Here is a 13,772-nt window from a genome sequence, read left to right on the forward strand (position 1 = left end):
GAGGACTCCCCCAATGCCGCTTGATCGGGAGCAGAAGGCCAAACTGCGTGACAAGGTCTCGACCGCCAACAAGAGCAACGTCGACGCCGTCGCGGACGAGGTCAACGCGACCCTCGCGACGCTCGACGCCGACGACAAGGACCACGCCCGCCTGACGGGCTGGCTCGAGGATCTCTCCGTCGTGAAGGGCGGGGGAGTCCCCGGCAAGTTCTCCTGATCCACCGGCGCACGCGACCCGCCCGCCACCGGGCGGGTCGCGCGCGACGTCCCCCGCGGGCTAGCGGCGGGTGCGGGGGGCCTGCAGCATGCGCTGCAGGCGGCGGGTCTCGGCCAGGGCGTTGACCGGCCGGCGGTCGGCGGGGACCGAGCGGCCACGCTGGATGCGCTCCTCGCGGCCCTCGCGGGCCTCGACCCAGCGCTCGTAGGCGGCGATCAGGGCGAGCAGGCTCTCCACGAGCCCCGATCCGGACGGCTGCCCCGCGTAGGGCCGGCCGTCGAGCAGGAGGGTGCGGTCCGCGGCGAGCCACGCCAGCTCGCCCTCACCGGGACGGGCGGCGCGGACACCCGACAGCGACACGCGGACGGCGAGGCCGTGCCATTCGCGCTTCAGCACGCCGGGCTCCACGGCCGGCCGGAACCCGAAGGCGCGCATGCGCCGCCGCTCGTCCGGCGAGGTCCACTGGCGGTGCGTCGCCTCCAGCAGCGAGCGCAGGCGCTCGTTCACGGCGTCGTCCGCGGGGCCGTCGGCGTAGGAGGGGAGCGAGGTCGCCACGGGTCCAGTATGCACCAAGGGGGAGGACGACCTCGGGCACGACACCCGTCCGGGGTGCTAGGATCGCCGGCCTTGGCCGATGGGATCTCTTGAGGGCGGCTGTCATCGCGCACCGCAGCCCCTCCGGCCGCCTGCAGCAATGCGGGCGGTCCGTTGCTGAACGGACCCCTTCGCTGATATCGTCCGCCGTTACGCCCGAGCCGGCCCGCCGGCAACCTCGCCGTCCCCGCCCGCTCTCGTCAGGAGGCCTCGCGACTTGAGCACCCGCCCCGCTGCCCGCGTCCGCCACTCCTTCTCCAAGCAGGAGAAGGTTCGTGACGTCCCCAACCTCATCGACATCCAGCGCTCTTCCTTCGAGTGGTTCATCGAAAGAGGGCTGCGCGAGACGATCGATGACATCTCCCCGATCGAGGACTTCACCGGAACCCTCGCCGTCCAGTTCGGCAAGTACACGCTGGGTGGCTGGGAGCCCGGCATGCCGTACGACCACATCCAGCCGAACGACTCCATCAAGGACTGCCGCGAGAAGGACATCACCTACGCCGCGCCGCTGACGATGGAGGTCGCGTTCGTCAACCGCGAGACCGGTGAGATCCGCGAGCAGAAGGTCTTCATGGGCGACCTGCCCCTGATGACCAACTGGGGCACGTTCATCATCAACGGCACCGAGCGCGTCGTCGTGACGCAGCTCGTGCGCTCGCCGGGCGCCTACGTGATGGAGCCGAAGGACCGCGAGAAGCAGGTCTTCATCGCGAACCTCATGCCGTCGCGCGGCTCGTGGGTCGAGCTCGAGATCGACAAGAAGGGCCTCGTCCACGTCCGGATCGACCGCAAGCGCAAGCTGCCGGTCACCACGCTGCTGTTCGCGCTCGGCTACACGCGCGACGACATCGCGAACCTGTTCCGGCACCCGGACGACCCGGACCGCGTGAACCCCTTCATCCAGGCGACGCTCGACAAGGACGCCACCGAGGGCAACCCGCAGACCGGCGACCGCACCAGCCTCGAGGACCTCCGGAAGACGGTCGACGAGATCCACGCGCTGGCGCAGGGCATCGACGAGAAGGGCGCCGAGGAGCGCGCCGCCGTCGAGGCCGAGATCGAGAAGCTCGAGAAGAAGCTCGACGCCCGGGCGGGCGACATCATGCAGCACGCCCTCATCGAGGTCTTCAAGAAGCAGCGTCCCGGCGAGCCGCCGACGGTCGACAACTCGCGCGCCCTCGTGCGCTCGCTGTTCTTCGACCCGAAGCGCTACGACCTCACCAAGGTCGGCCGCTACAAGCTCGACGCGCGCCTCGGCCTGAGCCTCGGCTCCGAGGTCCGGACGCTGACGAACCCCCGGTTCACGGGTCGCATCTCCGGGATGACCGACGACCTGGTGGAGCTCATCCGCCGCCTCGTCGCCCTCCCGATCAAGATCGGCCTGCCCGAGGACAGCAAGGACTTCGCCGCCGACTCGGCGACGACCCCGCGCGACGAGATCGCCGGCGACCTCGACGAGTACGAGCACTTCGGCAACCGGCGCCTGCGCACGGTCGGCGAGCTCATCCAGGAGGCCTTCCGCATCGGCCTCTACCGGATGGAGCGCGTCGTCCGCGAGCGCATGAGCACCGAGGACGTCGACACCATCACCCCGCAGACCATCATCAACATCCGCCCGGTGGTCGCGGCGCTGAAGGAGTTCTTCGGCTCGTCGCAGCTCTCGCAGTTCATGCAGCAGACGAACTCCCTCGACGGGCTCACCCACCGCCGCCGCCTGTCGGCGCTCGGCGCGGGCGGGCTCACCCGTGAGCGCGCCCCCATCGAGGTGCGCGACGTCCACCAGACCCACTACGGGCGCATGTGCCCGATCGAGACCCCGGAGGGCCCGAACATCGGCCTGATCGGCTCGCTCGGCGCGTACGCGACCCTGAACGAGTTCGGGTTCATCCAGACCCCGTACCGCCGTGTGGTCAAGGGCAAGGTCACGATGGACGTCGACGAGCTCGACGCCACGCAGGAGGAGCACAAGGTCATCGCGCAGGCGAACGCCGAGCGCGACGAGAAGGGCGTGCTCGTCGGACCGGTCCTCTGCCGCAAGGCCGGCGAGCCGATCCTGGCCGACCCGGTCGACGTCGAGTACATGGACGTCTCGCCGCAGCAGATCGTCTCCGTGGCGACGGCGCTGATCCCGTTCCTCGAGCACGACGACGCGAACCGCGCGCTGATGGGCGCCAACATGCAGCGCCAGGCCGTGCCGCTCATGATCACCGAGGCCCCGCTCGTGGGCACCGGCATCGAGCACCGCGCCGCCGTGGACGCCGGTGACGTCGTGGTCAGCCGCACCGACGGCACGGTCGCCGCGGTCGACGCCGACCACATCATCATCGAGGACCCGCAGGGCGAGCTCGAGCACTACGAGCTGCACAAGTTCACCCGCTCGAACCAGGGCACCCTCATCCACCAGAAGCCGATCGTCCGCAAGGGCGAGGCGCTGGAGGCCGGGGCGGTGCTGGCCGACGGCAGCTCCACCGACCAGGGCGAGCTCGCCCTGGGCAGCAACATGCTCGTCGCCTTCATGTGCTGGGAGGGCTACAACTTCGAGGACGCGATCATCATCTCGGAGCGCCTCGTGAAGGACGACGTCCTGTCGTCCATCCACATCGAGGCCTACGAGATCGACGCCCGCACCACCAAGCTGGGCGCCGAGGAGATCACCCGCGACATCCCGAACCGCTCCGAGGAGTCCCTCAAGGACCTCGACGAGCGCGGCATCGTGCGCATCGGCGCCGAGGTCATGTCGGGCGACCTCCTGGTGGGCAAGGTCACGCCGAAGGGCGAGACCGAGCTGACCGCCGAGGAGAAGCTGATCCGCGCCATCTTCAAGGAGAAGGCCGGCGAGGTCCGCGACACGTCCCTCAAGGTCCCGCACGGCGAGGGCGGCAAGGTCATCGAGGTGAAGGTCTTCGACCGCGAGAGCGGCGACGACCTGTCCCCCGGCGTCAACCAGCTCGTGCGCGTCTACGTCGCGAAGCGGCGCAAGATCGCGGAGGGCGACAAGCTCGCCGGCCGCCACGGCAACAAGGGCGTCATCTCGAAGATCGTCCCCGAGGAGGACATGCCGTTCCTCGAGGACGGCACGCCGATCGACATGATCCTCAACCCGCTGGGCGTGCCGTCGCGCATGAACATCGGGCAGATCCTCGAGACGCACCTCGGCTGGGCCGCCGCGCGCGGCTGGGTCGACGGGGCGTTCGCCGCCGGCGGCATCAACGGCCACGAGCCGCCGCAGCGCACGTTCGTCGCCACCCCCGTGTTCGACGGCGCCACCGTCGAGGACGTGGACCGGGTGCTCAAGGACTGGTCCGCCAGCCACGAGGGCAACCCGATCCAGCTCGGGGTGGACGAGAACGACCGGCCGGGCCGTCAGGCCTCCGGGCGCATGAAGCTCTACAACGGCCGCACCGGCGAGCCCTACGAGGGCAAGGTCACCGTCGGCTACATGTACATGCTGAAGCTCCTCCACCTCGTGGACGACAAGATCCACGCCCGCTCGACCGGCCCGTACTCGCTCGTCACCCAGCAGCCGCTGGGCGGCAAGGCGCAGTTCGGCGGTCAGCGCTTCGGCGAGATGGAGGTGTGGGCGCTCGAGGCGTACGGCGCCGCCTACACGCTGCAGGAGATGCTCACCATCAAGAGCGACGACACGGTCGGCCGCGTGAAGGCCTACGAGGCGATCGTGAAGGGCGAGAACATCCAGGAGCCGTCCATCCCCGAGAGCTTCAAGGTGTTGCTCAAGGAGATGCAGAGCCTGGGTCTCGACGTGAAGGTGCAGGGCGAGGCCGGCCCCGAGTTCTCGGCGCGCGACGAGGACGACGACCTCCTCCGCGCGGCGGAGGAGCTGGGGATCGACCTGTCCGGCGGCCTGGGCGCCGCCCAGGACGACGCAGGGGAGGCCGACGGCGCGTCGGAGGGGTCCGCGGACGAGGCCGAGGTCGTGGCCTCCTCTAAGGACGCCTCGGGCACCGACGCGACGGACGTTTAGGAGGGCCCGGCGCCCCGGTGGCGCGCGTCCGCGAGGGCGCGCGCGGCCGGGGGGCCGTGACGACCGACGGAGTCTTCCGCCGGACCGCGTACGCGAGCGCGGACACCGGCACACGAGAAAGGCGCACCACACGTGATCGACATCAACAACTTCGACTCCATCACGATCGGTCTGGCCTCCTCCAAGCAGATCCGGCAGTGGAGCTCGGGCGAGGTCACCAAGCCCGAGACGATCAACTACCGCACGCTGAAGCCGGAGAAGGACGGGCTCTTCTGCGAGAAGATCTTCGGTCCGACCAAGGACTGGGAGTGCTACTGCGGCAAGTACAAGCGCGTCCGCTACAAGGGGATCATCTGCGAGCGCTGCGGGGTCGAGGTCACGCGCGCCAAGGTCCGCCGCGAGCGGATGGGCCACATCGACCTGGCCGCGCCGGTCAGCCACATCTGGTTCTTCAAGGGCGTCCCGAGCCGCATCGGCTACATGCTGGACATCGCCCCGAAGGAGCTGGAGAAGGTCCTCTACTTCGCCGCCTCCATCGTCACCGAGGTGGACCAGGACGGCCGTGCCGGTGAGATCGACCGCCTGCAGGACGAGGTCAACGCCACGATCGAGCAGTTCGGCCAGGACAAGGAGGAGCGCCTCCTCGAGCTGAACGAGCGCCTCGAGCGGCGCGTCGTGTGGCTGCGCGAGGGCGAGGCCCCCGGCCTCACCGACGAGGACGAGTACTGGATCGACGACCTCAAGCGCGACCGCACGAACGAGGACCCGGACGCGCGCCGCGAGCTGACGGACGCCGACCGCAAGCAGGCCGAGACGGACCTCCGCAAGGAGACCGACATCTCGCTGAAGGACATCGAGCGCTACACGGAGGAGGCGATCGACCGCCTCACCCGCGCCTGGCTGACCTTCAAGGACCTCAAGCCGCGCCAGATCGAGCCCGACGAGCAGCTCTTCCGCGAGATGAAGGAGCGGTTCGGCTCCCCGCACGGCTTCTGCGACCTGTTCAAGGGCGGCATGGGCGCCGCGGCGATCAAGGAGCTCCTCTCCCAGATCGACCTCGACGCCGAGGCCGAGTCGCTGCGCGAGACCATCCAGACGAGCAAGGGCCAGCGCCAGGCGCGCGCCCTGAAGCGCCTGAAGGTCGCGTCGGCGTTCCGCCGCAGCACGAACCGTCCCGAGTGGATGGTCCTCGAGGCGATCCCGGTCATCCCGCCGGAGCTCCGCCCGATGGTGCAGCTCGACGGCGGCCGCTTCGCCACCAGCGACCTGAACGACCTGTACCGCCGCGTCATCAACCGCAACAACCGGCTGAAGCGCCTCCTCGACCTCGGCGCGCCCGAGATCATCGTGAACAACGAGAAGCGCATGCTGCAGGAGGCCGTCGACGCGCTGTTCGACAACGGCCGCCGCGGCCGCGCGGTCACGGGCCCCGGCAACCGCCCCCTGAAGTCCCTCTCGGACATGCTGAAGGGCAAGCAGGGCCGCTTCCGCCAGAACCTGCTCGGCAAGCGCGTCGACTACTCGGGCCGCTCGGTCATCGTGGCCGGCCCGGAGCTGCGCCTGCACCAGTGCGGGCTGCCGAAGCTCATGGCCCTCGAGCTCTTCAAGCCGTTCATCATGAGCCGGCTCGTCGAGCGCAAGCAGGTCCAGAACATCAAGGCCGCCAAGAAGCTCGTCGACGCGATGGTCCCCGAGGTCTGGGACGTCCTCGAGGAGGTCATCGGCGAGCACCCGGTCCTGCTGAACCGCGCGCCGACGCTCCACCGCCTGGGCATCCAGGCGTTCGAGCCCGTGCTCGTCGAGGGCAAGGCCATCCAGATCCACCCGCTGGTCTGCACCGCCTTCAACGCCGACTTCGACGGCGACCAGATGGCCGTGCACCTCCCCCTCTCGGTGGAGGCGCAGGCCGAGGCCCGCATCCTGATGCTCTCGGCCAACAACATCCTGTCGCCGGCGCACGGCCGCCCGATCGCGGTGCCCAGCCAGGACATGATCCTCGGCCTCTACTACCTCACCTACTCGCCCGTCGTCTCGATGCGCAAGAAGGGCGACGAGGGCGAGGGCCGCGACCAGGAGCTCGTCGAGCTCTGGAACAGCGAGACGCGCAAGTTCGAGCTGCCCCGCGGGTTCGAGGGCAAGTTCGACGGCGGCGAGTGGTCGAGCAAGCCCTTCGAGGGCATCCCGGCGCCGCGTTCGTTCGGCCGCGTCGAGAACCTGCTCGCCGCGCTCGACCAGCGGGCCGTGGGCCTGCAGGACCTCATCGAGAAGCGCGCCCCCGACGGCACGCGCCGCATCACCACCCCGGGCCGCGTGGTCTTCAACCACGAGGTGCGGGAGGCGCTGGAGGAGGTCGTCGGCGCCGAGGAGCTGGTGGAGCGCCCGTTCCCCGAGTTCCACGGCACGCTGACGAAGCGCTACACCGGTGACTTCATCGAGGACCTGGTCAACGTCTACGGCGCGACCGCGGTCTCGATGGTGCTCGACTCGTTCAAGGCGCTCGGCTTCCGGTACGCCACGGACTCGGGCCTGACGGTGTCGAAGAACGACATCGTCGTGCCGCCGACGAAGCCGGAGATCATCGCCAAGTACGACCGCAAGGTCGAGGAGGTCGAGGAGTTCTTCGGCCTGGGCGAGATGAGCCCGGAGGAGCGCCACGAGGAGGTCATCAAGCTCTGGGAGCAGGCCACGGACGAGGTCGCCGAGGCGATGCAGCGGCACCTCTACCGCCTGAACCCGATCTACATGATGGCCAACTCCGGGGCGCGCGGATCGTTCAAGCAGATCCGCCAGCTCGCCGGCATGCGTGGCTGCATGAACAACCCGAAGGGCGAGACGATCGAGCGCCCGATCAAGAGCAACTTCATGGAGGGGCTCTCGGTCCTCGAGTACTTCATCTCGACCCACGGCGCGCGCAAGGGCCTCGCCGACACGGCGCTGAAGACCGCCGACTCCGGCTACCTCACCCGGCGCCTGGTCGACGTCTCGCAGGACGTCATCGTCCGCGAGCTCGACTGCGGCACCACGGTGGGCATCGAGGTCCCGGTCTTCCGTGACGACAACGCACTGAACCCGAGCCTCCCCGGCCGCGTCCTCCTCGGCCCGGTCGTCGACCGGATCACCGGTGAGGTGCTGCTGGACATCCGGCCCGAGGTCACCGACGGCGACGAGGCCGCGGTCCGGGACGCCCAGCGCGGGCACCTGGTCTCGACCCTCGACGGCCAGCGGCTCGACACGGAGCTGCGCACGAAGGACGGCGCCCCGCTCGACGCGGTCGTGTCGGTGCGCTCCCCCGTGAAGTGCCGCAGCGACGTGGGCATCTGCGCACGCTGCTACGGCCGCAACCCGGCCTCCGGCCGGCTCACGGAGCCGGGCGACGCGGTCGGCATCATCGCCGCCCAGTCGATCGGCGAGCCGGGCACCCAGCTCACGATGCGCACGTTCCACACCGGCGGCGTCGCCGGGGCCGACATCACCCACGGCCTCCCGCGTGTCGTCGAGCTGTTCGAGGCCCGCAAGCCGAAGGCCCAGGCCCACGTGGCCCCGGTCGACGGCTGGGTCCGGATCACCGACGACGAGACGCGGCCGGGGTCGGCCATGCTCACGATCGTCGAGCCCGAGTACATCGAGATGGACGACGCGGGCACGGGCGCGACCCGGGCGCCGGTGCGCGAGCACCCGTTCCCGACGATGCGCCGCACCCAGATCCGGGTGGACGACGGCCAGTGGGTCGAGGCCGGCGACCTCCTCAGCGCGGGGTCGGCCTTCCCGGCCGACATCCTCGGCTCGAAGCCGGGCGTCGCGATCGGGGTCACGGGCCGCATCACCGCCGTGAAGTCCGAGAAGGGCGGCTGGCTGCGTGTCGACGTCGAGACCGAGGCCGGGATCTCGCAGCGCTGGCTGCGCCTCCCGTCCGACCGTCCCGGCCCCGTCATCGAGAAGAACATGCAGGTGACCGCCGGCGAGAGGTTCTTCACCCAGGAGGGCACCCGCGACCGGTCCACGAAGACGGAGCTCTACCTCGTGAGCGAGGTGCAGAACGTGTACCGCTCGCAGGGCGTGGACATCAACGACAAGCACATCGAGCTGATCGTGCGCCAGATGCTGCGCAAGGTCCGGGTCGACGACCCGGGCGGCACGCACTTCCTGCACGGCCAGATGGTCGACAAGCCGGTGCTGTACCGCGAGAACACCCGCGCGGCGGAGCGCATCCGCGAGCAGCTGCTCGAGATGCGCGAGTCGGGCGAGTTCACGGGGGACGACAACGAGATCGGCCGTGCGGCCGACGGCGTGCAGGCGGTCGTGGAGCCCCTGATCCTGGGCATCACGAAGGCGTCCCTGGCGACGGAGTCGTTCCTGTCGGCGGCCTCCTTCCAGGAGACCACGAAGGTGCTCACCGACGCGGCGCTCGAGGGCAAGACGGACCGTCTCCGCGGTCTGAAGGAGAACGTGATCATCGGCAAGCTGATCCCGGCGGCCACCGGGTTGAAGCGCTACCGGCAGCTCGAGATCGAGGCGGTCCGGCGCGCGCCGGCGCTGCTGGAGTTCGACCTCGACGAGCCGTTCTCGGACGCCGACGACGACGCCCTCCTGGGCCTCGGCGACGGCGACGGGCAGACCTACTCGTTCGGTCCGGAGCTCGACCTGGACGAGTAGCACCGCCCTCCGCACCATGTGGGACCGAACGGCCCGGGGTGACCCGGGCCGTTCGCGTTCCCGGGCGGCGTCCGCCGCGGTATCGTCGGTGGGGCGATGCCCGGCGCCGAGACGTTCCGCACGTCGGCCGAGGCGTACGACCGCCACATCGGCCGCTACGGCCCCTCGCTGGCGGAGGGCCTCGTCGGCCTCGCGCGGATCGCCCCCGGGATGTGCGCCCTCGACGTGGGCTGCGGGCCGGGCGCCCTGACCGCCGCGCTCGCGGACCGCCTGGGCGCCGCCGCCGTGACGGGCGCCGAACCGTCGGAGCCGTTCGCGGCGGCGTGCCGGGCCCGGGTGCCGGGCGCACACGTCGTCGTCGCCGCCGCGGAGTCCCTCCCGTTCCCGGACGGCGCGTTCGACGCCGCCCTCTGCCAGCTCGTCGTGAACTTCATGCGCGACCCCGTCGCGGGGGTGCGTGAGATGGCCCGCGTGACCCGTCCCGGCGGGGTGGTCGCCGCCTGCGTCTGGGACTACGCCGGGGGCATGACGCTGCTGCGCGCGTTCTGGGACGCCGCCCGCGACGTCGATCCCGTCCGCGCCGCCCGCGCCGACGAGGGCGCCACGATGCCGTGGTGCGGCGAGGGCGACCTCGCGCGCCTGTGGCGGGTGGCGGGCCTGCAGGGCGTCCGTCCCGCGGTCCTCGAGGCCCGGGCGGGGTACGACGGCTTCGACGACCTCTGGGCCGCCCTCCCGTCGGGCGTCGCGCCCTCGGGCGCGTTCTGCGCGTCGCTCGACCGTGCCGGCCGGGACGCCCTGCGCCGCGGGCTGCGGGACCGGCTCGGCGTCGGGGGGTCCCCGTTCACGCTGACCGCGCGCGCCTTCGCGGTCACCGGGGTCGTGCCCCCGGGGGGCGCCGACCCGCCGGGCGTCACCCGTCGCGGGCGGCCCGGGCCTCGAGGCGGCGGGTGATGGGCGTCCCGGTGATGCCGTGGACGACGATGGAGACGGCGACGATGGCGACGACGGTCCACATGATCGTCTCCGCCTCCCCGCCGGGGAGCAGGCCGGAGTGGAGGGCGGCGGCGGCGTAGTAGATGGACCCGACGCCGCGGACGCCGAACCACCCGACCCAGAGGCGCTCGGTGCGGTCGAGGTCGGTCCCGGCGAGGGCGACGAGGCACGCGAGGGGCCGGACGACGAGGAGGAGCACGCCGGCGAGGAGCCACCCGGCGGGGCCGGGGACGCCGAGGCCGTCGAGGGTGACGAGGCTCCCGAGGAAGAGGATCATCGCGAGCTCGAGGACACGTTCGAGGGTGGCGGCGCCGGCGTGGACGCCCTGGTTGTACTCGTGGTCGCGTTCCTGGCGGCGGAAGGCGATGCCCCCGGCGAAGGCGGCGAGGAACCCGTAGGTGCCGGCGACCTGGGCGACGCCGTAGATGGCGAGGACGGCGCCGATCGCGGCCCAGCCGTCGAGTTCGACGGCGAGGAGGTCGCGTTCGCGGAGGCGGGTGGCGACGGCGGCGATGAGCCACCCCCCGGCGACGCCGATGGCGACGCCGCCGGCGATGGCGTAGAGGACGTCGACCGCGACCCATTCGGCGATGTCGCCGGCCCCGGCGCCGGCGGCGACGACCATCCCGAGGTAGACGAAGGGGAAGGAGAGTCCGTCGTTGAGGCCGGCCTCGGAGGTGAGGGCGAACCCGGTCTCCTCGTCCTCCTCACCGGGTGGCCCGACGCCGAGGTCGCCGGCGAGGACGGGGTCGGTGGGGGCGAGCGCCGCCCCGAGGACGATCGCCGCCCCGGCGGAGAGGCCCATCGCGACCACCCCGAACGTGGCGACGGCGGCGATGGTGACGGGCATGACGACGCCGAGGAGGAGGAGGGTGGACCGCCATCCACGGAGGCCGACGGGGCGGTCGAGCCGCATCCCGGTGGCGAACAGCGCGACGATGACGGTGATCTCGGCGAGCCGCTCGACGATGTCGGCGTCCTCGACGAGGTCGAGCCACGCGACGTCGAGCGCCGCGGTGCCGAGCGCCCCGACGAGGCCGAGGGCGAGGTAGATCACCGACGGCGAGAACGCCCGCGACCGCTGGTGCGTCAACGCGACGATCGCGATCATCACCGCGACGCCGAGGAACAGCAGCCCGAGGGCCCACTCGTCGGCGAGATCGAGGCCCGGGGCGATCGCCGCCGCCGGGCGCGTCATGGGGACCCCCGACGGCACCGGCACTCCCTACCCGTTCCCGTCCCCCCCGACGCGGTACCCGCCGAGGCGGGGAGTCGGCGGCCCCCCGGCCCCTGCGTCGTCGCTCCGGCCGCTCCCCCTCCGCGAGGGGGAGGCGGATGGCGGGGCGTGTGCGTGGAGACGTCCATTCGGACGAGGGTGCCGTGTCCATTCGGACATCATGGGCTCCGTCGCCCCTCCCTGCTGACCCGTGGCCGGGTCCGCCGCGGGGTCGTCCACTTGGACGGATCCCCCGCGTCCGATCGGTCGCCCCCCTTCACGCTGATCCGTGGCCGGGTTCGTCGCGGGGGCGTCCACTTGGACGGATCCCCCGCGTCCGATCGGTCGACCCCCGGAGCACGGGGGACACACCCCCGGCACGGTCGGGAGCAGACCCGTGACGCGGTCCTCCGGGATGCTCCGTCCATGCCGCGGAGCTTCTACAAGGGGGAACGGCTGGGGAGCACGCCGGCGTGCGCGATCTGCGTCGGGAGGGGGGAGGGGGAGCGGGCGTTGTTCCACCTGCCCGGCGGGGTCTCCGTCTGGTTGTGCGCCGCCCACCGCGACCCGGGGTGGGTGACGGGCCGGGCGGGGCGCGACCTCGTCGCGTCCCTCATGCACGTCTGGCGGTCCGCGGACTGCCTCACCCACGACCGGTCCCGCGCGCTCGACCTGTTCCTCGCGCACCTCCGGTCACCCGTCCCCCGCGGCCGGCCCGGGTCGTACTCGTGGCCCCTCCTCCGCGCCGAGGCCGAGGCGCGGTGGGCCCGCGGGGAGTCGCCCGCCGCCGTCATCGACGACCTTCGGACCCGGGAGCGGGAGCGACCGGGGCCCGCTCGACCCCCGAGCGCCCCCACCATGCGCCGCTGGTTCCGCGAGCGCCGGTGGCAGCGTCCGCCGTCCCCGCCGTCCCCGCCGTCCCCGCCGTCCCCGCCGTCCCCGCCGTCCCCGCCGTCCCCGCCGTCCCCGCCGTCCCCGCCGTCCCCGCCGTCCCCGCCGTCCCCGCCGTCCCCGCCGTCCCCGCCGTCCCCGCCGTCCCCGCCGTCCATCCGTGGGGGAACCCCATCAGGGGCGGGGGGTGATGCCGTGCCATCCGGCGCCGTCCGGCGCCGTCCGGCTCCGTGCTCGCCGGCGGCCGGACCCGCGGGACCCCACCGGGCAGGGGGACGCTCCGCGGGCCCCGCGTCCCACGCACGCCCCACCCCGCGACGGCCGTCGCGCGATCCCCCTAGTTCCCGGTGCCGTCCGGGTCGGGGAAGCGGACGTGGAGGTGGTCGTCGTGGGCGGGCCAGCGGACGACGACGCCGGCGGGGCCGTGGAGGTCGAGGCTCGGACCGATCAGGACGAGGCTCGCCCCCTGGGCGACGAGCCGGTCGACGACGAGCTGGGTGGCCGCCCGGTCGTACGAGTCCGGCCCGACCTGTGCCTCCGCGTCGTCGGACCGCACGAGGCGGATGTCGACGTCGAGGCCGTTCTGGTGCGACGCGTGGCCGACGACGGGGCCCGTGAACGACCCCCCGTCGCGCCGCGACAGGTCGCCGATGCCGAGGCGCGCGCGGCCCGGCTGGGTCGCCTCCCACCACACCCCGAGGTCGATCACCTGCCGCACCACGGCGGCGGTCCCCCACGTGCGGTCGGACCCGCCGGGGGGCGACTGGGTGGCGGGGTTGTACGTGTAGTAGCCGGGGCCCTCCGACGGCAGGCGCACCGCGTCCCGCAGGGCGCCCCCGTTCGGGGTGCCGAGCGCGAGGCTCTCCCGCCACTCGACGGGCGGGCGGGCCGGGCGCGACGACGGCGCCGGCTCGTCCGGGGCGCGCGCCGGGACCGGGGCGGGCGGGGCGTCGGGGATCACCGGCGACGGCGCCGCGAGGGCCACCGACGCTCCGCCGCCCCCGTCCATCGCCGCCACGGGCACCAGCGCCGCCACGACGGCGAGCAGCCCCAGCCACGCGAACGGCGGGCGCCCGCGGTCACGCCGCCGGCGGCGCCCGAGGGACGCCGCGCAGGCGGGACAGCAGTGGAGCGCCTCACGGCGCCGGTGACGGTTCGCCATACCGCATCCGACGGTAACACCACGGCGCCGTCCGGCCTGCAACGGGCGTTGTCGATTCGCG

Annotated in this window: 8 protein-coding genes; 5 read left to right on the forward strand and 3 right to left on the reverse strand. The window is 72.2% G+C overall.

The genetic code is table 11. From position 1 onward, the window contains the following. Nucleotides 1-13 precede the first annotated feature (13 nt). Nucleotides 14-217, forward strand: a complete 204-nt coding sequence (locus IU369_RS03620) for a hypothetical protein (protein ID WP_217923207.1) — start codon at nt 14-16, stop codon at nt 215-217. 60 nt (nt 218-277) lie between these two features. On the opposite strand, the gene IU369_RS03625 is transcribed toward IU369_RS03620, so the two are convergent. Beyond that, entirely contained in the window at nt 278-772 is a 495-nt protein-coding gene (locus IU369_RS03625; protein ID WP_217923208.1) for a hypothetical protein, read from the reverse strand. Between the two features lie 256 nt (nt 773-1,028). Here IU369_RS03625 and rpoB point away from each other — a divergent pair, with 256 nt between their 5' ends. The 3 genes from rpoB (at nt 1,029) to IU369_RS03640 (ending at nt 10,400) form a co-directional block, all read left to right on the forward strand. Continuing rightward, the gene (gene rpoB / locus IU369_RS03630; protein ID WP_217923209.1) at nt 1,029-4,796 is read left to right on the forward strand and encodes a DNA-directed RNA polymerase subunit beta; all 3,768 of its coding nucleotides are present in this window, start codon (nt 1,029-1,031) and stop codon (nt 4,794-4,796) included. A gap of 132 nt (nt 4,797-4,928) precedes the next feature. Next, on the forward strand, nt 4,929-9,449 hold the full coding sequence (locus IU369_RS03635; RefSeq protein WP_217923210.1) for a DNA-directed RNA polymerase subunit beta': 4,521 nt from the start codon (nt 4,929-4,931) through the stop codon (nt 9,447-9,449). 96 nt (nt 9,450-9,545) lie between these two features. Next, on the forward strand, nt 9,546-10,400 hold the full coding sequence (locus tag IU369_RS03640; protein WP_217923211.1) for a class I SAM-dependent methyltransferase: 855 nt from the start codon (nt 9,546-9,548) through the stop codon (nt 10,398-10,400). On the opposite strand, the gene IU369_RS03645 is transcribed toward IU369_RS03640, so the two are convergent. Next, a complete protein-coding gene (locus IU369_RS03645; RefSeq protein WP_217923212.1) occupies nt 10,360-11,640 on the reverse strand; it encodes a cation:proton antiporter domain-containing protein in 1,281 nt (426 codons plus the stop codon). The two genes, IU369_RS03640 and IU369_RS03645, sit on opposite strands and share 41 nt — an antisense overlap. A 902-nt stretch (nt 11,641-12,542) precedes the next feature. Here IU369_RS03645 and IU369_RS03650 point away from each other — a divergent pair. Beyond that, the gene (locus IU369_RS03650) at nt 12,543-12,740 is read left to right on the forward strand and encodes a hypothetical protein (RefSeq protein WP_217923213.1); all 198 of its coding nucleotides are present in this window, start codon (nt 12,543-12,545) and stop codon (nt 12,738-12,740) included. A gap of 146 nt (nt 12,741-12,886) precedes the next feature. Here the strand turns inward: IU369_RS03650 and IU369_RS23525 are convergent, their stop codons facing one another. Then, the gene (locus IU369_RS23525) at nt 12,887-13,711 is read right to left on the reverse strand and encodes a penicillin-insensitive murein endopeptidase (protein ID WP_217923214.1); all 825 of its coding nucleotides are present in this window, start codon (nt 13,709-13,711) and stop codon (nt 12,887-12,889) included. Nucleotides 13,712-13,772 lie beyond the last annotated feature (61 nt).

This window comes from Miltoncostaea oceani (genome assembly GCF_018141545.1).
GTDB lineage: Bacteria > Actinomycetota > Thermoleophilia > Miltoncostaeales > Miltoncostaeaceae > Miltoncostaea > Miltoncostaea oceani.